The sequence below is a fragment of the Streptomyces sp. DSM 118878 genome (assembly GCF_052936595.1).
This window is the reverse complement of record NZ_CP193622.1, coordinates 5,216,748-5,239,921: the sequence shown is the minus strand read 5'-3', so window position 1 is coordinate 5,239,921 and position 23,174 is coordinate 5,216,748. Positions and strand designations below refer to the sequence as shown.

At 70.7% G+C, this 23,174-nt stretch carries 17 protein-coding genes, 2 pseudogenes and 1 riboswitch; of the genes and pseudogenes, 6 read left to right on the top strand and 13 right to left on the bottom strand.

Annotated features, from left to right (window positions below):
- Positions 1-4: 4 nt before the first annotated feature.
- A riboswitch (cyclic di-AMP (ydaO/yuaA leader) is annotated at positions 5-190 on the bottom strand.
- A gap of 194 nt (positions 191-384) precedes the next feature.
- From ACRAKF_RS23405 to ACRAKF_RS23380, 6 genes are all read right to left on the bottom strand, one after another.
- A complete protein-coding gene (locus ACRAKF_RS23405; RefSeq protein ID WP_447039309.1) occupies positions 385-1,479 on the bottom strand; it encodes a transglycosylase family protein in 1,095 nt (364 codons plus the stop codon).
- A 136-nt stretch (positions 1,480-1,615) separates the two neighbouring features.
- Entirely contained in the window at positions 1,616-2,911 is a 1,296-nt protein-coding gene (locus ACRAKF_RS23400) for a cytochrome P450 family protein (protein WP_447039308.1), read from the bottom strand.
- Positions 2,908-3,903, bottom strand: coding sequence for a nucleoside triphosphate pyrophosphohydrolase (locus ACRAKF_RS23395; protein ID WP_447039307.1), 996 nt, complete (start codon positions 3,901-3,903; stop codon positions 2,908-2,910). The genes ACRAKF_RS23400 and ACRAKF_RS23395 overlap by 4 nt, the downstream gene beginning before the upstream one ends.
- A gap of 61 nt (positions 3,904-3,964) precedes the next feature.
- Positions 3,965-4,639: a SurA N-terminal domain-containing protein gene (locus tag ACRAKF_RS23390; RefSeq protein ID WP_447039305.1), complete on the bottom strand. Its 675-nt coding sequence runs from the start codon at positions 4,637-4,639 to the stop codon at positions 3,965-3,967.
- Between the two features lie 197 nt (positions 4,640-4,836).
- The gene (locus ACRAKF_RS23385) at positions 4,837-6,393 is read right to left on the bottom strand and encodes a protein kinase domain-containing protein (protein ID WP_447039304.1); all 1,557 of its coding nucleotides are present in this window, start codon (positions 6,391-6,393) and stop codon (positions 4,837-4,839) included.
- A 2-nt stretch (positions 6,394-6,395) separates the two neighbouring features.
- Entirely contained in the window at positions 6,396-6,980 is a 585-nt protein-coding gene (locus ACRAKF_RS23380; RefSeq protein WP_447039303.1) for a hypothetical protein, read from the bottom strand.
- 443 nt (positions 6,981-7,423) lie between these two features.
- Here ACRAKF_RS23380 and ACRAKF_RS23375 point away from each other — a divergent pair, with 443 nt between their 5' ends.
- Positions 7,424-7,855 carry a hypothetical protein gene (locus tag ACRAKF_RS23375; RefSeq protein WP_447039302.1) on the top strand — a complete coding sequence of 144 codons (432 nt, stop codon included), beginning with the start codon at positions 7,424-7,426 and terminating at the stop codon, positions 7,853-7,855.
- A 22-nt stretch (positions 7,856-7,877) separates the two neighbouring features.
- Here the strand turns inward: ACRAKF_RS23375 and ACRAKF_RS23370 are convergent, their stop codons facing one another.
- Entirely contained in the window at positions 7,878-8,648 is a 771-nt protein-coding gene (locus tag ACRAKF_RS23370) for an N-acetyltransferase (RefSeq protein WP_447039301.1), read from the bottom strand.
- A gap of 65 nt (positions 8,649-8,713) precedes the next feature.
- A pseudogene (locus ACRAKF_RS23365) lies at positions 8,714-8,977 on the bottom strand (GmrSD restriction endonuclease domain-containing protein); the annotation flags it as partial.
- A 125-nt stretch (positions 8,978-9,102) separates the two neighbouring features.
- Here ACRAKF_RS23365 and ACRAKF_RS23360 point away from each other — a divergent pair.
- The 4 genes from ACRAKF_RS23360 to ACRAKF_RS23345 are packed head-to-tail and all read left to right on the top strand — an operon-like array spanning position 9,103 to position 15,036.
- Positions 9,103-10,548 (top strand): tyrosine-type recombinase/integrase, encoded by a 1,446-nt coding sequence (locus tag ACRAKF_RS23360; protein WP_447039300.1) that lies wholly within the window; start codon positions 9,103-9,105, stop codon positions 10,546-10,548.
- Positions 10,545-12,353 carry a hypothetical protein gene (locus tag ACRAKF_RS23355; protein ID WP_447039299.1) on the top strand — a complete coding sequence of 603 codons (1,809 nt, stop codon included), beginning with the start codon at positions 10,545-10,547 and terminating at the stop codon, positions 12,351-12,353. The genes ACRAKF_RS23360 and ACRAKF_RS23355 overlap by 4 nt, the downstream gene beginning before the upstream one ends.
- Positions 12,350-14,509, top strand: coding sequence for a hypothetical protein (locus ACRAKF_RS23350; protein ID WP_447039298.1), 2,160 nt, complete (start codon positions 12,350-12,352; stop codon positions 14,507-14,509). The genes ACRAKF_RS23355 and ACRAKF_RS23350 overlap by 4 nt, the downstream gene beginning before the upstream one ends.
- Positions 14,506-15,036: a hypothetical protein gene (locus ACRAKF_RS23345; RefSeq protein WP_447039297.1), complete on the top strand. Its 531-nt coding sequence runs from the start codon at positions 14,506-14,508 to the stop codon at positions 15,034-15,036. The genes ACRAKF_RS23350 and ACRAKF_RS23345 overlap by 4 nt, the downstream gene beginning before the upstream one ends.
- Position 15,037: 1 nt before the next feature.
- On the opposite strand, the gene ACRAKF_RS23340 is transcribed toward ACRAKF_RS23345, so the two are convergent.
- The 5 genes and pseudogenes from ACRAKF_RS23340 to mfd form a co-directional block, all read right to left on the bottom strand.
- Positions 15,038-15,550 (bottom strand): NUDIX domain-containing protein, encoded by a 513-nt coding sequence (locus tag ACRAKF_RS23340; RefSeq protein ID WP_447039296.1) that lies wholly within the window; start codon positions 15,548-15,550, stop codon positions 15,038-15,040.
- A 65-nt stretch (positions 15,551-15,615) separates the two neighbouring features.
- Entirely contained in the window at positions 15,616-16,377 is a 762-nt protein-coding gene (locus ACRAKF_RS23335) for an HNH endonuclease family protein (RefSeq protein ID WP_447042130.1), read from the bottom strand.
- A 134-nt stretch (positions 16,378-16,511) separates the two neighbouring features.
- Positions 16,512-16,973 (bottom strand): annotated as a pseudogene (locus ACRAKF_RS23330) (HNH endonuclease family protein); the annotation flags it as partial.
- The gene (locus ACRAKF_RS23325) at positions 16,970-17,725 is read right to left on the bottom strand and encodes an MOSC domain-containing protein (RefSeq protein WP_447039295.1); all 756 of its coding nucleotides are present in this window, start codon (positions 17,723-17,725) and stop codon (positions 16,970-16,972) included. The gene ACRAKF_RS23325 and the pseudogene ACRAKF_RS23330, both read right to left, overlap by 4 nt.
- 118 nt (positions 17,726-17,843) lie before the next feature.
- Positions 17,844-21,374 carry a transcription-repair coupling factor gene (gene mfd, locus ACRAKF_RS23320; protein ID WP_447039294.1) on the bottom strand — a complete coding sequence of 1,177 codons (3,531 nt, stop codon included), beginning with the start codon at positions 21,372-21,374 and terminating at the stop codon, positions 17,844-17,846.
- Positions 21,375-21,712: 338 nt separating this feature from the next.
- Here mfd and ACRAKF_RS23315 point away from each other — a divergent pair, with 338 nt between their 5' ends.
- Positions 21,713-23,164 (top strand): DUF2079 domain-containing protein, encoded by a 1,452-nt coding sequence (locus ACRAKF_RS23315; RefSeq protein WP_447039293.1) that lies wholly within the window; start codon positions 21,713-21,715, stop codon positions 23,162-23,164.
- The last annotated feature ends 10 nt before the right edge of the window (positions 23,165-23,174 follow it).

The window sequence follows — 23,174 nt, the reverse complement described above, 5'->3', positions numbered from 1 at the left end:
GAGTTGATCCCCTCACCGACGCCTGCGAGGTGAGCTGTCGGGTTCGGGCCAGTGAAGTTGCCCGGCCGCACTCTCCCGAGTGCGGCTCCACCCCTAGCCGGTCCGTACGTCCCGCTCCTGTTCGGAGCCGAACTTCCGGGCCCGGCACTTACCTTGGGTCCCCCGCTCCTGCCTACGGCGCTCGAAGCGACGATTGTTCCCGTCCGGCCGTTGGCAGGATTCGGCGTACCGACCGGCGGGGCCCACCAATGGCGAGCGGTCACGACCGTAGACAGGGGACCACCCGAATTTCAAAGACGATCAGGGCTTCTGAGACCCATCTCTCACTCGCGCCAAAGCGGGCATTCGACGCGAAGTACCCCGCCGACGCATCGTCAAGTACCCCTATTTTTCGCCCAAAACGAGGCTCTGACCGGGGAGAATGAGGTCCGGGTCATCCCCGACGGTCTTCTTGTTCTTGGTGTAGAGCTTGGACCAACCGCCGTCCACACCGTGGTCGTCGGCGATCGCCGAGAGGTTGTCGCCGGAGCGGACCTTGTACGTCCCGTCGGCCGGCTTGTCCGTCCGCTCGCCGCCGCGCGAGGCGTGCCGGCCCGAACGGTCGCCGGAGGGGCTCCCGTCGGCGCCCGAACCGCTCTCCTGCGCGCTGCCGCCGCGGTGCCGCCCCGCGGAGGAAGCGGAGTCCTCGTCCCTGCCCGTGGGCGAAGTGCTCTCGCCGTCCGCGGACTCGTCCGAGCCGTCCGACGCGCCCTTCTCCGCCTTGCCGTCGGGCTCCGCCTCGTCGCCCTTGCCGTCCTTGCTGCCCTCGCTGTCCTTGCTGTCCTTCTTGCCGGACTTGTCGCGATCCTTCCCCTGGTCGGAACCGGAGTCGGAGTCCGGCGTGTCGCTCGCGTCGTCGGAGGGCTTGTCTCCGCTCCCTGACGCCTCGTCGGACGACTCGTCCTTCTTCTCGGAGTCCCCCGTCTTCTCGGAGTCCTCCTTCTTCTCCGACTTCTCCGACCTCTCCGGCTTCTCCGAGTCCCCGGAACCGGACGTGCCGGAGCCGGCCGAACCCGAGGGCTCGGGGATGATCGGGTCGCCCGGGTCCACGTCGGCCGCGGCGCCGTCGTCCGTGAGGCCGGCGATCGGGGCGCAGCTCGGCCACGCCTCGGGGCCCTGGCCGTTCAGGACGCGCTCGGCCACGGCTATCTGCTGGGACTTGGAGGCCTGGTCGGCGCTGGGCGCGTAGGTGAGGCCACCGTTGGCCTCCCAGGTCTCCTGGGAGAGCTGGAGCCCTCCGTAGTAACCGTTGCCAGGGTTGGCGCTCCACGCGCCGCCGCTCTCGCACTCGGCGAGCTTGTCCCACGTCACCGTGGGAGCGGCGCTCGCGCTGGTCGCTCCGAGGAGCGGGATGGCGATGGCGGATCCGGTGACTCCTGCCGCGACGATGAGGGCCGGGGCCTGGCGGGGGCGTCGGTGACGACCATTGCCGGAGAGCATGCGGTTGCCTTTCGGGAGACTTGTGCGGCGACCGGGCAACGGGGTGCCCGAGTCGACGTGAACGTAGCCGCAGTCGAACGCTTGTCACAAGTCGATGCAGCGGAGATCACGTGAAAGTCACAATCGTGACGCCCCGTCAGTTCCCGGCCCGCCCCTGTGCGGATGTGAACTCCACCGGCAGCGTCCGCAGCCCGCGCATGATCAGCCCGCCACGCCACCGCAAATCCGTCGGATCGACCGCCAGTTGCAGGTCAGGAAGGCGCCGCAGCAGCGTCGCGAGAGCGGTTCTGCCCTCCAGACGGGCGAGCGGCGCGCCCAGGCAGTAGTGGATTCCGTGGCCGTAGCCGAGGTGCTGGTTGTCGCGGCGCGAGAGGTCCAGGGTGTCCGGGTGTTCGAACCGCTCGGGGTCGCGGTCGGCGGCCGCGAGGACGACGAGGACGGGGTCGCCCGCGGCGATGCGCTGCCCGCCGATGGACAGCTCCTCGGTGGCGAACCGCCAGGTGGCGAGCTCCACGGGACCGTCGAAGCGCAGGAGTTCCTCGACGCCGGTCTCCAGGAGCCCGGTGTCGCCGTCGGCCAGCGCCTTCTGTAGGCGTTCGCGCTGTTCGGGGTGGGTCAGCAGGGCGTACACGCCGTTGCCGATGAGGTTGACGGTGGTCTCGAAACCGGCGAAGAGCAGGATGAAGGCCATGGCGGCGGCCTCGTTCTCCGTGAGGTGCTCGCCGTGGTCGGAGGCGCGGATCAGGCCGGAGATGAGGTCGTCGCCCGGGTCGAGGCGCTTGCGGTGGATCAGCTCGGCGAGATAGCCGCGCATCTTCTTCACCGACCGGGCCACGCCGCCCCTCGGGCCGCCGCCGTGACGGATCATCATGCCCGCCCAGTCGCGGAAGTCGTCCTGGTCCTCGCGGGGGACGCCGAGCAGGTCGCAGATGGCGTAGATGGGGAGCGGGAAGGCGAACTCGTGGATGAGATCGGCCACCCCCTTCTCCTGGCCGTCCTTGCCGACCTCTCCTTCCTCGCCGCCCTCGCCGTCCTTGTCGAGAATCGCGTCGATGAGGGCGTCCGTCAGCTCCTGCACCCGCGGGGCGAACTCCGCCACGCGGCGCGGCGTGAACGCCTTCGTGACGAGCCTGCGCAGGCGGGTGTGGTCCGGCGGGTCGATGTTGAGCAGATGCGTCATCAGCTCGGCCTTGCGCTCGCCCGGGATGCCGGTCTTGCCCTTGGCGTGCGCGGGCTCGTCGTGATGGGCGGGGTTCTTGCTGAGCCGCTGGTCGGCGAGGGCCTCCTTGGCGTCGGCGTACCGCGTGACGAGCCATGCCTCCACCCCGCTGGGCAGCGTGGTCCTGTGCACGGGCGAGTTCTCCCGCAGCCAGGCGTACGCGGGGTAGGGGTCCGTGGCGAACTCCCAGGTGAAGAGCTCCGGCCCGGTCATCGGCGCTCCGCCCCCTCAGCGGCGAGGACGGCGTCCCGGTAGGCCCGTGCGGCGACCCGCAGTGCCGACTCCGGGTCCACGCCCTCCGCCTCCGCGCGCAGGGCGAGCGCGAGGAGTTCGTAGGCGATGCCCTCGCCCCGGGGCACCTGGACCCGAAGCCCGGCCGTCCGCGCCCGCGAGGCCAGCTTCGCCGCGAGGGCCAGGCTCGGCTGGCCCAGCGGGACGCCTTCCGTGACCGACGTGCGCTGCTTCTCCTCGGCCTTGGTGCGCCGCCAGTGCTCCTTGACCTCTTCCGGGGTCTGCGCGGAGTCGTCGCCGAAGACGTGCGGGTGGCGGTGGATGAGCTTCTCGACGATGGTGCCCGCGACGTCGTCGACGGAGAAGGGGCTCTCCGGGTCCTCCTCGGCGATACGGGCGTGGAAGACCACCTGGAGCAGCACGTCACCGAGCTCCTCGCGCAGCTCCTCCCTGTCGCCCACCTCGATCGCCTCGACCAGTTCGTACGCCTCTTCGATCGCGTACTTCGCCAGGCCCTTGTGCGTTTGCCGCGAGGACCAGGGGCACTCCTCGCGGATCCGGTCCATGACCTGGACCAGGTCGAGCAGGCGCGCGCCCGGCAGGTCGTACGAGGCGGGGAGCAGCTCCAGGTCCGGCATGGCGACGCGGCCCGAGCCCGCGAGGCGCGCCAGGCCGTCGGTGAGGCCGCGGTCGCCCTCGGCCGTGGCGACGACCAGGACCGTACGGCCGCCCGCGCAGGCGTCGACCAGCTCCTCGGCGGTGGGCGAGGCGTGCGTGACGCTCACGCCCGCCTCACGCAGGTACGGGAGCTGTGGGTGCCGCGCGTCGCCGCAGACCACCTCGTCGGCGCCGTGCAGGGCCTGCCAGGCGGGCCAGGACAGGAGGCCCGGCGCGACGCGGTGGCTGGTGGTCAGGAGGATGACGCGGCCGACGGAGGGGGCGGCGGCCGGGGGCGTGGTCTCGGTCTCGTTCACCCGTCGAACGTAACCCGCCCCGCCGGCGCTCCGGACGCCGCCGCCCTGCCGCGCCCGCGCGCTATGCCTGCTGGTCGGCGTCCCCGGCGCTCGCGTCGGTCACCTCGCGCACCCACGGGGTCTTGGCGTCGGCACGCTTGTTCTTCTCGACGTCCCATGTGCCGTAGCGCGGGTTGAGGTCGATGTCGAGCTTCTTGGAGGCCCCGGTGAGCGACTTCCAGAAGAGCGCCTGGCCTTCCGGCGCGTTCATGTCCGCGCCGAGCCTCTTCGCGAGCTTCTGCGCCTCGATCTCCGTGCGCAGGCTGGCGTCGAGGTGGGCCGGTGCCACGCTGTACTGCTGGAGCCAGCCCTGTTCCAGCTCCTTGCTGCCGCCCGCCTGCTGCTCCAGGCCCGCCCGCATGGTCTGGATGTCGCGGCGCGTGACACTGACCCCGGCGTCGGCCGCGGCGCGGTGCAGCACCTTGTCGAGGACCATCGTGTGCAGTGTGGAGCGGGTCAGGCCGCCGGACTTCGCGATGGCCTGGGAGTACTGGGCGTCGTCGGGGATGGCGGCCCGCTGCGCGTCGCGCACCTCGTTCACCCGGCTCTCCAGCTGCGCGACCGTGATGCGGTCGCCGCCGACGACGGCGGCGGCGCCGGGATGCGCCTCGTTGCCGCAGGCGGTGAGGAGGGGGGCCGCGGCGAGCGCGGCGGTGGAGAGGACGAGCGCGGTGCGGCGGCTGTTGCGGCGGTGCAAGGTGGGCCTCCCTGCTGAAAGTTTGTGCACATTACTGTGGCGCGTACGCGCCTCCACCAGGGGTGGTGGTCGGGCGACGGGCGGGCGCACAAGGTCCGGCAGTGATCGATGGTAGGCAGTGGCCGTCTTCTCGGCCAGCCATTCGACCAACGATTCGCGGGGAGTCCGGGCACTCTCGCCCGCTCCCCCGCCCGGTGCTATCCGCGCACCTGTCCGAGCCACTGGAGCGTCCGCCTGATCTCCTGGGGGAAGGGGTGGCCGGGGCCGTGCAGTATCTCCGCGTCGTGCAGCAGCCGCGCCAGGGTGTCGTGGGCGGCGGGCCGGTCGCCGAGGGCGAGCAGGAGCTGGCCGACCCGGCGGCGGAGCTCCAGGGACTGGCGGCGGTCGTCCGTCGCGTACTGGTTCTCGTAATAAGGGAGCAGCGCGCGGTACTCGGCGAGCGCGGCGGCCGGTTCGCCGAGCTGCTCCAGGCACTGGGCGGCCTCGTAGCGGAACTGGAGGGAGTGCGGGTCGGCCTGGCCGGACTCGGCGGCCCGTTCGTCGGCGAGGCGCCGCAGCTCGGGCAGGGCGCGACGGTACTGGCCGTCGTCCATGAGCGTGGCCGCGTACTGCTTGCGCAGGGTGCGTACGACGGGTGAGTGCTCGCCGTGCTTCGCGGCGGCGGCGGGGAGGATCGAGCCGAGGATGTCCACGGCCTGGGTGATGCGGCCCTCGCCGAGGAGCCGCTTGACGTCCTCGACGGCACGGGCGACGTCGTGCTGCGGCGGCGCCCCCGGCGGCTGCGCGGGCATGTCGGGCGTGGCCGCGGGCGTCGCGGCCCGGTCGGGCCACGGGGCGTGCGGGCGCAGGAAGGGCCGTGTCGGGTCGAGCGGCCGGCCCGAGGGGGTGCCGCGCGCGGGCAGCAGCGGTTCGAGGTCGGCGTAGACCTCCTGGGCGCTGGCGTGGCGGTGCTGGGGGTCCTTGGCGAGCAGGCGCAGGACGAGCGCCTCCAGGGCCTGCGGGACCTCGGGGCGCAGCCGGCGGACCGGCAGCGGCGGCTCGTAGAGGTGGCGGTGCAGGACGCCGAGCGCGGTGGCGCCGGAGAACGGCACCTCGCCGCTGAGCAGTTCGTGCAGCAGCACGCCGAGCGCGTACAGGTCGGTGTACGGGCCGACCGCGCCGCCCATCGCCTGTTCCGGTGCCATGTACGCGGGGCTGCCGATCGGCGATCCGGTGTGGGTGAGGCGGGTGGTGTCGGTGTCCATCACCGAGGCGATGCCGAGGTCGAGGATGCTGACGGTGCCGTCCTGCTTGACCATCACGTTCCGCGGCTTGAGGTCGCGGTGCACGATCGGCACGGCGTGCACCGCGGAGAGGACGGCGCAGAGCTGCGCGGCGACCGCGACGGCCCACTGCCAGGGGTAGGGGTCGTGCTCGGCGAGGTGGTCGCCGAGGTCCGCGCCGTCGACGTACTGCATGACGAGGTAGAGGTCCTCGGCCTCGCTGCCCGCGTCGTGCACGGTGACAAGGCCGGGGTGGTCGACCTGCGCGGTGACGCGGCACTCGCGCACGAAGCGGCGGCGCAGCTCCTCCGCTTCGGCGCCCGCGACACGGTCGGGGCGCAGCAGCTTCACGGCGACGCGGCGGTCGAGGCGTTTGTCGTACGCCGTCCAGACCTGGCCCATGCCGCCCTGGCCGATGAGGGTGGAGAGTTCGTAGCGCCCGGCGACGACGCGGCCGCCCGCCGCCGCGCCCGGCGGCGTGCCCGCTGCCACGGTCAGTTGCCGCCTTCCTGCTTGCGCAGATAGTCGCTCAGTTCATCGAGCTCGGCCCTGACCTGGTGGATGCGGGCGGGCGCGGGACGCGTCGGCGGCTGCGCGGTCTGCTGGTCCGGCGGGTACACCGGGGCCGGGGCGGGCGTCGGGGCCGGCGTCGGCGTCGGGGCGGGTACGGGGGTGTGCGGGCCGGGGTAGCCGTAGGAGGGCGCCTGCGGTGCGTAGCCGGTGAACTGCGGCTGCTGGTGCCGGTTGAAGTGGCGTATGTCCGCGAAGAGGTAGTAGGCGACGGTGACCGTCATCGTGCAGATCAGCACCACCATGCCCGTGTTGCCGGAAGCCTGGAACTCGTCCTCGCCGGGGTCGGTCCCGATCAGGATGAACGCCGTGATGTCGAGCGCGGTCACCACGGCGAGGAGCACCCAGTCGTGGACCTTGCGCGTCACGATGACGAGCCGCAGCATCGGCGCCCACGCGAACATCCCGCACGACATCACCGCGAGCACCACGAGGACCACGCGCAACGTCACATGGTTTCCGCCGGAAGGGGGCGGCTGGACTTGCGGCGCGTAGCCGGGGCCGTGCATGGCTGCTCCTGGTACCTGAAGGACGAACGAATGCGTTTCGAGCGTATAGGCCGACGCGGTGAACCGGTCCCGGGATGTACCGAACCGTTGCCGTACTGGTCACGCCGCCGCCCCACGGGCCGGTTCCGTCCGGTTGCCTCGGAGCCTGTGTCATGGCCCCGGTGGAAGCGTGCCGTCCGTCAGTCCGTCGTGCATGCCGCGCACCAGCCGCTCGCCGAGTCTGCCCGCGAGGCGCAGGGCGTCCTCGAAGGCGGCCAGTTCGCGGAAGCGCTCGCTGTAGCCGCGCTGTCCGGCGAGCGGCAGCCGGAGCAGCTCTTGTCGACAGCAGGGAGACCGGCCGGACGAAGGTGAACCTGGCCCTGGACACCTCGGGCAAGTGCGCGGGCACCATGTAGATCATCGACAAGGACTCGTTCGACCTGATCGTTCCCGGTGACGACACGGTGTACGTCAAGTTCGACGAGAGGTTCGTGCGCACGATGGGCGAGGAGGGGCCCGCGGACGAGGTGGATGCCTCGGTCGCGCTGCTCGCGAACCGCTGGGCGAAGCGGAAGTCGACCGGCGCCGACGCCAAGGACCTCGCGTCCATGTGCGACCTTGACCACCTGATCGACGGCTTCGGCAGTCTCAACTCCAACGCCCGCAGGGGTACGACGACCACGGTCGACGGCACCCCCGCGGTCAGGATCTCCGCCCATGACTCCAAGGACGAGTACGCGGTCTACGTCGCCACCGAGGGCAAGCCCTACCTGCTGAAGGTCATCGACGTGAAGAAGGCGAAGCCCGAGCACCTGACCTTCGCCGACTACGACGAGCCCGTGAAGACGGCCCCGCCCGCCGGCGACGTCCTCGACCTGGACAAGCTCACGGGCTGACCCGCGCACGGGAGGCCGCTCCTCAGAGCGTGTGGCGTACCCACACGTTCGGCTCGACGTACACCGCGTATCCGCGCCGCGCCTCGCAGTGCACCGGCACGAGCGCGCCCGGGACCTCGACCGGGCCCTCCTCGTCGAAGGGCAGTCCGGTCCATTCACGCCACTGCGCGGTCGATCCGGACACCGTCATGGAGGCGTGCGCGACCTTCTCGATCACGCCGCCCGCGCGCACGTGGACCCGCAGCCAGGGGTCGTGGGGCAGACCGTCCGTGCGCGTGCGGTACGCGTACTCGTCGATCTGCGCGGCCGGTTCGAGATGCTTGGCGTTGGGGCGTACCGGCGCGACGACCTCCGTGAAGCCGCGGGCGCGGGCGTTGTCCCGCAAGGCCGCCAGCATCCGCCCGGAGACACCCTTGCCCTGCGCCGAGCGGTCGACGGTTATCTCGATGGCGCTCACCGTGTCGGGGGCGTTGCCGTGCTTCAGGTCGGAGAAGGCCCAGAGCATGACCTGGTCCCAGCCCCGGTCGGGCAGCTCGTCCCCGGCGCGAGCGCGCAGCCCGACCGGCACGCTGAAGGCGCGGGCCACGACCTTGCCGGCGTCGGCGTCGGTGGCGGCATCGGCATCGGCATCCGTGGCGACCAGGACGTACTCCGGGAATTCCTTGAGGAGGCTTCCGATCAACGACCAGCCGACCGGGTCGTGCAGGGTGAACTCCGGCCAGTCCTCGGCCATGTTCCAGAGGGGGCCGGCGAGTTCGGGCCGCTCGGCGAGAGTCGTGATCTTGAGGTCCATGCGGCGCACGCTAACCGGCGGAGCCCGCATCGGCACCCCGTTTTCCTCTCCGGCACCGTCCCGCGTCACCTCGCGTGGAAGCGCCCCGGAGCGTTGGTCGGCGCGCCACCCGCCGGCAGCTCCTCCCCGGGGCAGGCCGAGAGCACCTTCTTCATGGCGTCGCGCTCGGCGCCGGTCACCCACACCCCGTACTTCTTCTTCACCGCGACCTGCCCGGCCACGTACGTACAGCGGAAGCCCTTGTCCGGCGGCAGCCAGGTCGCGGTGTCGCCGTCACCCTTGCTGCGGTTGGGACCGGCTTCGACGGCGAGGAGATTGAGCGGGTCGTTTATGTCGGCACCCGTAACTGTCTCTTCGAGAGTCCCGTTATGTGCGCGTACGGCTTGTCTCACACGGGGAGGACGACTTGCGCATGATGGACTCGGACGACGCTGATACCTGTTCGGAAGCGACAGTGCTGCTGCACAGGACAGCAGTCAGGGCATCCACAACGGATGAACTCCCCTTCGATACAGGCGCGGTCCTCTGCCGAGCCGGTGCTGACGAGGGCAGAGCCTTCATCCTCGGTCCCGACGGCAGCTACGACCTCCACCTCAACCGCTTCCTGCGCGACCTGGACAGCTGGGGCGTGCGGTCGGAGAACAGCCGCATCGCCTACAGCAGCGACGTCATGCTCTACTGCCGGTTCCTCCACGAGTCCCGGGGCGGCAAGTCCATCTGGGACACGGACGGTTCCGACCTCCGTGCCTACAAGTCCGTACGGCTACACGGTGACGGGCCGGGCAAGGTGTCGGCGGCGACCTGGAACCGCTCCGTCGCCGCGCTCGACAAGTGGGTGCAGTGGTCGCTTTACGAGGAGCTGCTGTCGGCCGAGCCGTTCCGGTACGTCGACAAGACCGTGGTGTCGCCGCAAGGGCCGAAGCGGGTTCGCGTCAACGCCGACGCCGAGCCCGAGGTGCCCCGGCAACCGGTCAGTTTTCTGTCGCATGAGGACTTCATGCTCTGGCGGGACGTTGGCCTGCGAGGCCTGCTCCCGGACGGCTCCCCCGATCCGGGGTGGCGGGGACGCAACGGCGAACGCAACGCCCTCTTCGCCGACCTGCTGATCTGCACCGGGATGCGGCTGGGTGAGGCCACGAGCCTGCTGACGACGGAGCTGCCGCAGGTCACCGGCAGACGCGTGCTCGGCGACATCACCGTCTCCGGCGCGGTGGCGAAACGCAACCGGGCACGGGCGGTCTACGTCCGCCCCCGGGTCGCCCGCGACCTGCACCACTACGTCGGTATCGAGCGGGACGAGCTCGTGCAGCGGCGGCGCGTCGAGGGGGTGTACGAGGCGTGCGCGGATCGGCTTCCGGTGCGCCGGGCGAACCGGCAGGCCCTGGCGCTCGAGTCCGGCACCAGCTGGTCGTATTCGCGGATCGGCACAGCGGACCGGGCACGCCTCATGCAGGTCGATGGTCGAAGCCGCGTGAGCGGACCGCTGTGGCTGTGGCTGGCAGAGAACGGGCTGCCGTTGCGCAGCAGTACCTGGCAGTCGGTGTTCCGGCGGGCGAACGAGCGGTGCGCGGCCCTCGGGCTGGATTTCGACGTCCACCCACACACCCTTCGGCACTCCTTCGCCGTCCACATGCTCGGTCTTCTGCTGCGGCAGACCGTCCGGGCGCTCGGCATGCGGGAGGACCGGCGGTTCACGCACGCCGAGGTGAAACGCCTGCTCGTCGGTAACCCCCTGCGCAGGCTCCAACTGCTGCTCGGCCATCGCCACGAGGCGACGGTCTATCTCTACCTGGACGTGCTGGACGAGGCCCAGGAGCTCGTGCTCGCTGCTCTCGACGACTGGGACGACCAGGCCGCCGCCTTCGAGCGGATCCGCCCGGAATCAGAGGAGGGCCGGTGAGCCCGCGCCGCGTCCGCTTCCCCGCCGCGGTCGACACGCCGGATGCGACAGACCTGGTGCCGTCAATCGGCCCGGTGGCCTTCACGGTGGATCTGGACGGGGAGCCCGAGCACATCGACCTGTCCGATCTGCCGTGTCCGCGCCTCACCCGGGTCCTCGCCACCGCCTTCACCGAGGTCATCAACGCGCCCGGAACCTTGCGAAGCCGCAGCGGTGTCCGCCGACTTGTCAGGTATGTCCGGGAATTCGTTGAGTTCGTCGCCACCGCTCTCCCCGGCTCTGCCGCCGATCCGCGCCTGGGCGACCTGAACTCCGGCCTCCTGGACGCTTTCGAGCTGCGGCTGATCGCCCGGTACGGGGAGACGAGCAAGGAACCGTACCTGGTGATGACGTACCTCGTACGGCTGCTGAAGCTGGTGCACGAGGCGTGCCCCGGCGCCTTCGGCACCGCCTTTCACGCCCGCCTGGGCTACACGTCGGCGTCGGCCCACCGGGGTTCGAAACCGCTCGACGCGTACCCGTTCCTGGTGCTCGACGAACTGGAGCGTGCCGCCCGAGACGACGTCGCCCGCGTCCGCGACAGGATCCTGGCAGGCGAGAAACTGGCCGCCACGGGCCGCGACCCACGCCAGCACGGCTGGGGCCGGCTGGAGAACGTCCTCTGGTACATCGCGAACCACGGCCCGCTGGCCGCCGACGACGTCTCGTACACGATGCTGCGTTCCTGGGGCGGCCGGTCGGAACTCAACGGCCGTCTCCATCTCACGGCGCGGGACCTGGTGCCCTTCCTCCTTCTGCTGGCCTGTCAGACCGGCATGGAACCCGAGTGCATCCGGCGGTTGAGAGCCGACTGCCTGACCAGTCCTGCTCGCGGATATGTCAGCGTCGCCTACGTCAAGAAGCGCTCCCCTGGTTCCGTGCACAAGACGGTCAGGGTCTCCGACGGCGGCTCGCTGCGCTTTCCGGGCGGGGTGCTCCGGCTGGCGCTGCGCCTGACGAAACGGACCCGCGAACTGATCGGCCCCGACGCGCTGTGGTGCGACGTCAGCGGCTCCGGGCAGGCCCGCGCGTCCTTCGATGGCCCGTACAGCTCGTCGGCCGTGACCCGGGAATGGATGTCCGCGCAAGGGCTCACCCACCTCACCGACAGCGACGGCCGACCAGTCGCCCTCGATCTGCGCCGGGTGCGCAAGACCGTCAAGTCACGCCAGTACCTGCGGACGGGTGGAGTGCTCGAGGATTTCGCATCCGGTCATACCCGGCCGGTCGCGGCGAAGCACTACGCGGACATCGACGCCCACGAGGAAACCCACGACCAGGCAGTTGAGGCAGGGCTTGAGCAGGCGCTCGACGCGCGTGCGACCCCGCCGGTGGTGCTGTCGGACGACGGCGGCCGTCTCGACGACGGCGAGGCCATGCTGAGTACACAGGAGATCGAGTCGGCCCTCAGCGGCGAGCAGGACGTGTGGCTCGCCTCCTGCCGCGACTTCTTCGCCTCGCCGTTCGCGCGCAAGCCCGGTGCCGCCTGCCCGGTCCCGGCCTGGGGCTGCCTGGAGTGTCCCAACGCCGTTTTCACCAGCCGCCATCTGCCCAGCCTGCTGTCCTTCCTGGGCTTCCTGGAGCAGCAGCGCGAGGAGTACTCCGACGCCGAGTGGAACGTGCGGTTCGGTCTCGCGTGGGACCGCATCGTCCACGGGGTCCATGCCCGCTTCAGTACGCGCCAGATCGCCACGGCGCAGGCCATCGCCGAGGCCGACGGTGATCAGTTGCTACTGCCCCCGTCGTTTCTGGAGGTCATTGCATGACTACCGTCCCGACGCCCGGGCCGCAGCAAGCAGGCCCGTTGTCGTCCGAGGAAGCCGAGGAAGCCCGGGAAGCCGAGAAGTTCGTACTGCCGAAGCGGTTCACGGTCGGCCTGCCCGGCAGAGGCCCGCTCCTCACCGACGACATCTGGGACCTGCGGTGTGTGCTTCCCCGTACATGGCGGACATGGCGGCTCGACTTCACGCGGATCAGTGACCCGGTGACGCGGCGTACGGCCAAGGAGTACGTCGCTTCCCGCCTCCGCCGAGGCTCGCTGGGGCTGGGCCCGCTCAAGGCCACGGCAGCGGCCGGAGAGCTTCGCACCTTCGCCGCCGTCGCCAAGGATCTACGCGATGTGGGCGCCACACGGCTGTCGGACGTGGACCGCACCCACCTGGACGCCGTGCTGAAGCAGTGGAAGAGCAGCCCGCACACCGCCATCCGTAACGTCACCCTGATCAAACACCTGGCAGCACATGGGCCGTTCCTGTCCGCGGACAGGCTGAGCATCCTCCCCTGGAACGGCCGCAGCGCCTACGGCATCGCCGGTGTACAGCGGATCAAGGGCGAAAACATCACGCCCCGCATCCCCGAGGAGGTCCTCGCTCCGCTGCTGCGAGCTGCTGTTTTCTACGTAGAGACGGCAAGCAACGACATTCTCGCCACTCGGGAGGAGATCTCTGCACTCAAAGCGGCACGCAAGGGCCAGAGCCTGGGACATGGCCAGGCACGTGAGCGAGCCCTGGCCTTCATTGCCGGTCGCCGGGCAGCCGGTCGGGGCATCCCCGCGGTGCCTGTTGAGGTCGCCCACACCGTGCCCGACGCCGTCACGGTCGACGGGGTTCCGCAGAGCCCCAACCACACCCTCGTCTCCCTCCTTTCCGGCTGCGGGAAGGCTGTACACCTGCGAGCACTGATGGCAGAAGCCGGGGAGAGCCTCGGGTACGAGGAGGGCGGCCTGGACACGCCGATGTCCACGTGGCCGGGCTCGGGCAAGCCGTGGCGATCCCGGCTCAGTCCCTTCACTCTGGCCACCGAGTCGTCATTCCTGCGCACGGCGTGCTGGATCGTGATCGCCTATCTGTCGGGCATGCGTGATGCGGAGGTACGTGAGCTGGGCCGCGACTGCGCGGTCACCGAAGTCGGAGCCGACGGACGCCCCCGGTACAAGATCCGCGGCAGGGTCTACAAGGGCAAGGGGCGCAAGCTGATCGGGGAGGAAGCCGAGTGGGTGGTCCTGGCCGTCGTCCACCAGGCCGTTGCCGTTCTGCTGGAGATCAACGGCGACCCCGGCCATCTCTTCGGCTACGACGGTGGCGGCCGCAACGGTCACGTCCTGCTGAGCAACATGCCCCGGCGGATCCGGGCCTTCCGGGATCACCTCAACGAGCTGTTCAGCACGTCGGACGGACTCTACGTGCCCGCGCCCTCCGCATCCCCGGAGAACGACTCCCTGCCGCCCGCCAGGGAAGGTGAGGAGACCACGGAGTCCACCACCCTCCCCTGGGCCTTCGACACCCGGCAGTTCCGCCGCACCCTCGCCTGGCACATCGCTCACCAGCCGTTCGGCGTGGTTGCGGGCGCCCGCCAGTACAAGCACGCGTCGATCGCGATGTTCGAGGGGTACGCGGGAACCTCCGCCTCCGGCTTCGCCGACGAGGTCGCCGCCGAGGAGGCCGTCGCCAAACTGGACTACGTCGAGGACCTCTACCACGACTGGAACGAAGGCGGGCGCTCCGCGGGCGGCGCCAGCCAGCGGGTCGAGGCCGAGTTCGACCGCATCCGCAGCGAACTCGGCGACCTGCCGGGCGCAGTGGCCGGCCCCGCCCGGCTCAGGTCGCTGCTGCACCACCTGACGAAGACCCTGCACCCCGGTGTCCTCAACGACTGTTTCTACCAAGCCGAGACCGCCGTCTGCCGCAAGCGCGCCAAGCCTCTGGGCCGCCCTGCCCCCATGCTCGACATGTGCATGCGCTGCCCCAACTCACGCCGTGCCGCCGTCCACATGCCCCGCCTGGAGCGCGCGCGTGACATGGCCCAGGCCGAACTCGGCGAAGCCACCGGGCTTCCACGGCTTCAGCAACTCGCCGTCACCGAGCACCTGGCCACGCTCACCCGCCTGATCGCCGAGATCGACCACGAGGACACCCACCGATGACCGACTCCACGGACGAGACCCTCCGGGCCGCCCGCACCGCCTTCGCGCGTCTGGCCCGGGAGAACCCCGCCCTGACCGACATCGACCGAAAGATCATGCACGCCTTCGAGCAGCTCATGCTCGGGCGGCCCGAGATCACCGACGGCCGGACCTCGGCAGTGAACATCTGCACCGAGGCCGGCGTCTCCCGAGCCTCGTACTACCGCTCACCCGTCTCGGCGGTGATCAAGGAAGTCCTCGGTGCCCCGCAGGCCAAACGACCCGAAGCCGACGAGCTCAGGCAGGAGATCACCCGGCTCAGGAAGGCCGTGCACGAGCTCCGCATCGAGAAGGCCGCCGAGATCCGGGAGCTGCGATCGACCGTCGCGGCGTATGCGAACCAGATCCAGATCCTCACGCTCAGGAACGCCGAGCTGGAAGCAGACGCACACCAGCTGCGAGCTCACCTCGACGAAGAGCAGCGCGGAGTGGTGAAGCAGCTCCGGAATTCCCCGGCATCCGCCGGGGCCTGGTCGGCTCAGTCGTGATTCAGCAGGCCGTCCCGGCCGTGCCTTGCCGCCGCTGGACGTAGAGCTTCAAGGCACCAGCGCTGTCCTCCACGAAGTTCCATCGCTGTCTCGCCTCCAGAAACTCCTGAGGAGTGAGCCATTCATGCCAGGCGACCTCTGTCGGGTCGACGACGACCTCTCCCTCGATCACCACTTCATGGACCCCCATCCAATAGGGACTGATGGCCCCCCGGCACAGGTACTTGAAGACGAACTGCGGTGAGGCGCTGACACCCAACTCCTCGGCGAGCTCCCGCGCAGCCGCCTCCTCGTAGCACTCGCCGACGTCCACGGCCCCGCCCACGAGCCAGTTGTACTGGCCGGGGAACCGGGACATGGTCTGCGGCCGTCGATGCACCAGGATCCTGCCGTCGGGGCGGCGGCAGACGGTCGTCGCGACGCGGTGCAGCCACCCGCTTCGAATGGCCTCACCACGCTCGACAACTCTCAGTACTCGGTCCTGATCGTCGACCTGCTCCACCAGTTCACCCATGGCGCACACAGTTCCACACGGCTCTGACAGTGCCTGTGTACAGACCCTGCTGGGCAGCTAGCCACTCAACCGCCGCACTGCTTGAGCATCGTGCTCTTGTCCGCCGCCGTGACGGACAGCTCGTACTTCTCCGCCACCTGCGCGAAGCGAACCGCGTACGAGCAGCGGATCGCCTTGCTGGGCGGCAACCAGGACGCCGGCCCCGAGTCCTGCTTGGCGGAGTTCGCGGGGCCCGAGACCGGCAGAAGATTCAGCACGTCGTTGGCCAGGCGCTGCCGCTTCTGCTTGTCCCAGCGGGCCGCGCCCATCTGCCAGGCGTACGACAGCGGGACGATGTGATCTATCTGGACCTCCATCGGCTTCGCCTTCTTCCAGGCGATGTCCTTGCCCGTATAAGGGTCGTGCAGGGTCATCGACACGACCACGCAGTCCGAACCGGCACGGAAGTCGACTTCCCGGCCGCTGAGTTTCAGCAAGTCGTTCCGGGTGTCGCAGCCGTTACGGGCCAACGGCACACCGTCCGCCGTGTCCATCCAGGCATAGCCGAACCGGTCACGGGCGTACCCCGTCTTCGGACCACGCCCCTTGGTGGACAGCTCGGCGATCAACTCGCGCGCCGCCGCCTTGTCTTCGTCGGAGGAGATCGCTGCCAGCCCCGGCCTCGTACCGTCCGGGTTCGTCAAAGGGCTGGCTTCTTGCCCGCGGGAGGCCGACGCGCCCTCGTCCGACGGGCCGCTCTCGCCAGGCTGGCCACTTCCCGTGCAAGCGGCCAGCGCCACGCCGAGAACCAGCGCGGCGGCGACGCCACGCCCCCGCGCAGCCCGGATCACTCGTCCCGTCACTTGCGTCCCCTGCTTTGGTTATTTGTTGAGAGACCGTCTCCTGTGGGACACCACCCGGTCACTCGACTACCCCACCCCTGAGACACATCACCGTGAGACACCTACGCCGCCAACATAAGGTCGTTGGCGAAGGCGATGCGTTTGCTCGGCTTCCACCGTGCTGCGCCCTTCTGCCAGGCGTCGGAGAGGGCGACCAGGTGGTCTATGTCGACCTGGCTGCGCCCGCGCCGGAACGTTACCTCCTTGCCGGTGTACGGGTCGGGGGCGAGCTTTCCGGAGGCGACCCGGCAGTCCCCGTCCTGGTACGTGACGTCCTTCAGGTCCCGCTTGAGGATGTCGTCCCGGGTCGGGCAGCTGTTGGAGTCCGTGTCGGCCCAGGCGGTGCCGAACCTGGCCCGGTCGTAACCGGTCTTCGGCGCACGGCCCTTGACGGTGAGCGTGTCCACGGCGGCGAGCGCGGAGCCCGCCTCGGCGTCGGACCCCGAAGCGCCGCCCCGCGCCTTGCCGTCGGTATCACAGCCGGTCAGCAGTGCCGGGACGGCGAACAGGGCGAGCAGGGCCGAGGCGGTGCGTCGGCTCATCGGACGGTCACCGTGTCGCCGAGGGCGATCGGCGCGGGCATCACGACGTCCGTGTGCACCCCGAGGCACATGCCGCGGGCGGCGGTGAGGGCCTTCAGGACGCGGCTGTCCACGGGCAGGCCCGGCTGGGCCTGGGTCACCATCACGCAGCGCTTGACGCGCTTGACGACCCTCAGCCGCAGCGGCGGCTCCGCGCCCCGGCCCAAGCCCCGGTCCACACCCCCGTCCCCGTGTCCGTCCCCGTGCCCGTCCCCGCCGATGGTGATCTCGCGGCCCACCCAGTCCTCCTCGATCCACGGCTCGTCGGTCTCCACGACGACGTTCTTGCGCAGCCGCCGTACGTCGACGGGGCCGGCGTCACCCAGCAGGCCGCCGACGGCGCGAAGCGAGGCGGTGCCGATGACGGAGACGGCGGAGACGTCCTTGTGGCTGCTCTCGCCCTCGCGGACCAGCTCGACGCCCTCGCCGAAGCGTTCGGCGACGCGTGGGTCGCCCGGCCGCAGTATCGCGCCGTCCGGCGCGGTGATGACCGGCGTGCCGTCCCCGTCGTAGGTCACATGGTGCTCCAGCATGCCGGGGGTGCGGCGGAAGCGCTGGTGGTTCTTGCCGCTGGCGAGCTTGCCGTCGGGGTAGCGCAGGGCCCACCACCGGTCGCCGACGACGCCGCGCGCGTCGCACTCAAGACGCTCGTGCTCCTCGCCGAGCATCGACTTCACCGGAAACCGGTACAGACCCACGACCTTGAGCGTCACTGCGCTCTCCCCTCCCCTGGGCGGACTCCCCCGGCCACCACGGTAACCGCAGCCCCGCCTCGGCCACCGGCATGACCTCCGGGTTCCGCCCGCGCCCGACCTGACGCACGACCCGCCGCTACGACCCCAGGATCGAGGTGAGGAACTCCCCCACCCAGCCGAGCAGTTCCCGACCGACCAGCGGCTTGCCGCCGACCTTCGCGGTCTTGGGGCGCGGCACCAGGACCTGGTGGGCGTTGCCCTTGATGAGCGTGCCGGGGTAGAGGCGCTTGAGGCGCAGCTCCTGGGACTCCCGCAGCTCCACCGGGGCGAAGCGGATGTTGTTGCCCTGGAGGACGATCTCGCCGACCTCACAGGCGCGCGCCAGCATCCGCAGGCCCGCGACCAAAAGGAGATTCTCGACCGGCTCCGGCAGCTTGCCGTAGCGGTCGGTGAGTTCCTCGCGTACGGACGTGATGTCCTCCTCCGTGGTGGCGGAGGCGATGGCGCGGTAGGCCTGGAGACGGAGGCGCTCGCCGGGGGCGTAGTCGTGCGGGACGTGCGCGTCGACCGGCAGCTCGATCTTGACCTCCAGGGGCGGCTCCTCCTCGACACCGCCCTCCAGCGACGCGCGGTAGTCGGCCACCGCCTCGCCGACCATGCGGACGTACAGGTCGAAGCCGACGCCGGCGATGTGACCCGACTGCTCGCCGCCGAGGAGGTTGCCCGCGCCGCGGATCTCCAGGTCCTTCATCGCCACGTACATGCCCGCGCCCATCTCGGTGTGCTGGGCGATCGTCGCGAGACGCTCGTGGGCGGTCTCGGTGAGCGGCTTCTCCGGCGGGTAGAGGAAGTAGGCGTAGCCGCGCTCGCGGCCACGGCCCACGCGGCCCCTGAGCTGGTGGAGCTGGGAGAGGCCGAAGTTGTCGCCGCGCTCGACGATGAGGGTGTTGGCGTTGGAGATGTCGATGCCGGACTCGACGATCGTCGTCGAGACGAGCACGTCGAACTTCTTCTCCCAGAAGTCCACCACGACCTGCTCAAGGGCCTGTTCGGACATCTGGCCGTGGGCGGTGGCGATCCGGGCCTCGGGAATGATGTCCCGGAGCCTGGCCGCCGCGCGGTCGATGGACTCGACGCGGTTGTGGATGTAGAAGACCTGGCCCTCGCGGAGCAGTTCGCGGCGGACGGCCGCGCCGATCTGCTTCTCCTCGTACGGACCGACGAAGGTCAGGACCGGGTGGCGCTCCTCGGGCGGGGTGGTGATCGTGGACATCTCGCGGATGCCGGTGACCGCCATTTCGAGCGTACGGGGGATGGGGGTGGCCGACATGGTCAGGACGTCGACGTTGGCGCGGAGCTTCTTCAGCTGCTCCTTGTGCTCGACGCCGAAGCGCTGCTCCTCGTCGACGATGACCAGGCCCAGGTCCTTGAACTTGGTCTCGGAGGAGAAGAGGCGGTGCGTGCCGATGACGATGTCGACCGAGCCGTCGCGCAGCCCTTCGAGGGTGGCCTTGGACTCGGTCTCCGTCTGGAAGCGGCTCAGCGCCCGCACCTTCACGGGGAACTGGGAGTAGCGCTCGCCGAACGTGCCGAAGTGCTGCTGCACGAGCAGCGTCGTCGGGACCAGGACCGCGACCTGCTTGCCGTCCTGCACCGCCTTGAACGCGGCGCGGACCGCGATCTCCGTCTTGCCGTAGCCGACGTCGCCGCAGATCAGGCGGTCCATGGGGATCGTCTTCTCCATGTCCTCCTTGACCTCGGCGATGGTGGTGAGCTGGTCGGGCGTCTCCACGTACGGGAAGGCGTCCTCCAGCTCGCGCTGCCAGGGCGTGTCGGGGCCGAAGGCGTGGCCGGGGGCGGCCATGCGGGCGGAGTACAGCTTGATGAGGTCGGCGGCGATCTCCTTGACCGCCTTCTTGGCGCGCGCCTTCGTCTTCGTCCAGTCGGCGCCGCCGAGCCGGTGCATGGTGGGGGCCTCGCCGCCCACGTACTTGGTGATCTGCTCCAGCTGGTCGGTGGGGATGTAGAGGCGGTCGCCGGGCTGGCCGCGCTTGGCGGGGGCGTACTCGACGACGAGGTACTCGCGGGTGGCGCCCTGGACCGTGCGCTGGACCATCTCGATGTAGCGGCCGACGCCGTGCTGCTCGTGGACGATGTAGTCGCCGGCCTCCAGGGTCAGCGGGTCGATCGTCTTGCGGCGGCGGGCGGGCATGCGCTGCCCGTCCTTGCCGGCCGCCTTCTGGCCGGAGATGTCGGTCTCGGTGAGGACGGCGAGCCTGAGGGCGGGGTCGATGAAGCCGTAGTCGATCGAGCCGCAGGAGACGTGCACGAGCGACGGCGTCAGCTCACCGAGGTCGCCGTCGAGGCGGGCCGCGATGCCCTCGCCGCCGAGGACCTCGACGGTACGGGCGGCGGGGCCGTGGCCCTCGGTGACGTAGACCGTGCGCCAGCCGTCGGCGAGCCAGCCCTTGGTGTCCGCGAGGGCCTTCGCCGTGTCGCCCCGGTAGGTCTCGGGGGCGTGCATGCCGAGCTTCAGGGTGTCGTCGCCGAGCTCGGCGTCAGCGGCGAAGGGGCTGACCGACCACCACATCATGCCCAGCTCACGGGCGTGGTCGCGGACGTCCGCGATGCCCCACAGGGACGCCGCGTCCACGTCGATCGGGCCCTGGCCGCCGTCCGCCGTCGCCGCCCAGCTGGCCTGGAGGAACTCCTGCGAGGTCGCCACCAGGTCGGCCGCGCGCGAACGCACCCGCTCCGGGTCGCAGACCACCGCCATGGAGCCCTTCGGCATGACGTCGATCAGCAGCTCCATGTCGTCCACCAGGACGGGGGCCAGGGACTCCATGCCCTCGACCGCGATACCCTCGGCGATCTTGCCGAGGAGCTCGCCGAGCTCGGGGTGGAGCTCGGCGAGGGCCGCGGCCTTCTGGCGTACGTCGTCGGTGAGCAGCAGCTCGCGGCAGGGCGGCGCCCACAGGCCGTGCTCGGCGACCTCCAGGGAGCGCTGGTCGGCGACCTTGAAGTAGCGGATCTCCTCGACGTCGTCGCCCCAGAACTCGACGCGGAGCGGATGCTCCTCCGTCGGCGGGAAGACGTCGAGGATGCCGCCGCGCACGGCGAACTCGCCGCGCTTCTCGACCAGCTCCACCCGGGCGTACGCCGCCGCCGCGAGCGCCTCGACGATCTCGTCGAGGTCGGCGTTCTGTCCGGCGCGCAGCGCGACCGGCTCCAGGTCGCCGAGGCCCTTGACCTGCGGCTGGAGGACCGAGCGGACCGGCGCGACGATGACGGAGACCGGGCCCGTCTCGGGGTCGTCCATCCGGGGGTGCGCCAGGCGGCGCAGCACGGCGAGGCGGCGGCCGACGGTGTCGGAGCGGGGCGAGAGGCGTTCGTGCGGCAGCGTCTCCCAGGACGGGTAGTCCACCACGCCGTCCGGCGGCAGGATCGTGCGCAGCGCCGCGGCCAGGTCCTCCGCCTCGCGGCCCGTGGCCGTCACGGCGAGGACGGGACGGCCGGCGTCCCGGGCGAGCGCCGCCACCGCGAACGGGCGGGCCGCGGGCGGGCCGACCAGGTCGACGTGCATGCGGTGGCCGTCGCCGGCGGCCTCGACCGCTTCGGCGAGTGCGGCGTCCTTGACGACGGCATCGAGCAGACCGTGCAGGCTCATGTGGGCTTTTTCCGTCCAGGTACGGAGTGAGCGAAGCTCGGGTGGGCAACGCGAACCGCCCGGCACGTCGCACGGGCCGGGGGTACCAAGCCTACGACTTGGGACCGACACGCGCGGCTCGGATCACCACGACCCACCCCCGAGCGCGCCACACCCCGCCCCACGGCGCGGCCACGCCCCCGCCCCACGGCGCGGCACACCCGATCCCGCCATGCGGCGTGCCCGCCTCGGGGGTCGCGGGGGCCTTCCCGCACAATGTCCCGAATACGCCGGTCCGAAAAAGCCGCCCTGCCCCCGCGAGCCCGTCGCACCACTGCCGTCGATCAGGAAGCCACGTCATGCCCGGAGCACAGACCGACGCCCCCGCACTGGAGCGTGCCGACGAGCTCATACCCGGGCGGGACCAGGCCGCCGCCCCCGCCACGCGGAGCCGTGGGCTCTGGGACCGCGCGCCGCTCGTCCTCGCCGCCGGTCTCTTCCTCGCGTACGCCACGGTGTCCGTCGGGCGGTACCGGCAGATGGAGAGCCTCTCCTGGGATCTCGGGATATTCGAGCAGGCCGTGCGGGCCTACGCGCACCTCCAGGTGCCCGTCGCCGACCTCAAGGGGCCCGGCGCGAACATCCTCGGTGACCACTTCAGCCCCGTCACCGCCCTCCTCGCGCCCGCCTACCGCCTCTTCCCCTCGCCCGTCACGCTCCTGGTGGCACAGGCCCTCCTCTTCGCCGTCTCCGCGATCCCCGTGACGCGCGCCGCGACCCGGCTCCTCGGGCGCGGCCCCGGGCTCGCGGTCGGTGTCGCCTACGGGCTCTCCTGGGGTCTCCAGCGCGCCGCCGACTTCGACTTCCACGAGATCTGCTTCGCCGTACCGCTGATCGCCTTCTCCCTGGAGGCGCTGCTGCGGCAGCGGTGGCGGGCCGCGCTGCTCTGGGCGCTGCCGCTGGTCCTCGTCAAGGAGGACCTGGGGGTGACCCTCGCCGCCATCGCCGTCGTCGTGGCGATCCGCTGCCGCCGCCATGACCCCAAGGCGCTGCCCTACGCGCTCGGCGTCGCCGCGTTCGGGGCCCTCGCCACCGCCGCCACGCTCACGCTGATCATCCCCGCCTTCAACTCCGTCGGCGCCTACGACTACTGGGACAAGGTCGGTGACGGCGGCGGGCTCCCCGTCCTCTTCGACGGCTTCTGGACCAAGGTCCGCACGCTCGCCTGGCTGCTCATCCCCACCACCGGGCTGCTCGCCCTGCGCTCGCCGCTGCTCCTGATCACGCTCCCCACCATCGGCTGGCGCTTCCTCTCCGCCGACGACCACTACTGGGGCACCGACTGGCACTACAGCGCCGTCCTCATGCCGGTCCTCCTGCTCGCCCTCGTCGACGCCGTCGCCACCGCCCGCCGCAGCGAGCGGCCGTGGCTGCGGCGGTACGCCGAGTTGCTTCCGGCCTGCGCCGCCGCCGCGGCGCTCGCCCTGACGACCTCCCTGCCCGTCTCGTCCCTCACCGAGGCCCGTACGTACGAGAAGAGCGGGGAGGTCGCCGCCGTGGAGCGGCTGCTCGACCGGATTCCCGACGGCGCCACCGTCGAGGCGAACATCGGGCCCATCAGCAGGCTCACCTCCCGCGCCCGCGTCTTCTGGGTCGGCGCGGCCCGCCCGGTCGTCCCGCGGTACCTGGCCCTGGACAATCGTTCCGGCTGGGCCAAGGACCCGGTCGCGTACGCCCAGAAGCTGCACCCGGGCGTCCGGTACGTCCACGAGGCCGACGCCCACGGCTACGTCCTGCTCCGCCGGGCCTGACGCGGCGGGC

Coding starts and splice junctions, on each gene's coding strand:
- ACRAKF_RS23370 (WP_447039301.1), bottom strand. CDS start 8,648: ATGGACCTCAAGATCACGACTCTCGCCGAGCGGCCCGAACTCGCCGGC.
- ACRAKF_RS23350 (WP_447039298.1), top strand. CDS start 12,350: ATGACTACCGTCCCGACGCCCGGGCCGCAGCAAGCAGGCCCGTTGTCG.
- ACRAKF_RS23400 (WP_447039308.1), bottom strand. CDS start 2,911: ATGACCGGGCCGGAGCTCTTCACCTGGGAGTTCGCCACGGACCCCTAC.
- ACRAKF_RS23315 (WP_447039293.1), top strand. CDS start 21,713: ATGCCCGGAGCACAGACCGACGCCCCCGCACTGGAGCGTGCCGACGAG.
- ACRAKF_RS23340 (WP_447039296.1), bottom strand. CDS start 15,550: ATGGGTGAACTGGTGGAGCAGGTCGACGATCAGGACCGAGTACTGAGA.
- ACRAKF_RS23405 (WP_447039309.1), bottom strand. CDS start 1,479: ATGCTCTCCGGCAATGGTCGTCACCGACGCCCCCGCCAGGCCCCGGCC.
- ACRAKF_RS23380 (WP_447039303.1), bottom strand. CDS start 6,980: ATGCACGGCCCCGGCTACGCGCCGCAAGTCCAGCCGCCCCCTTCCGGC.
- mfd (WP_447039294.1), bottom strand. CDS start 21,374: ATGAGCCTGCACGGTCTGCTCGATGCCGTCGTCAAGGACGCCGCACTC.
- ACRAKF_RS23345 (WP_447039297.1), top strand. CDS start 14,506: ATGACCGACTCCACGGACGAGACCCTCCGGGCCGCCCGCACCGCCTTC.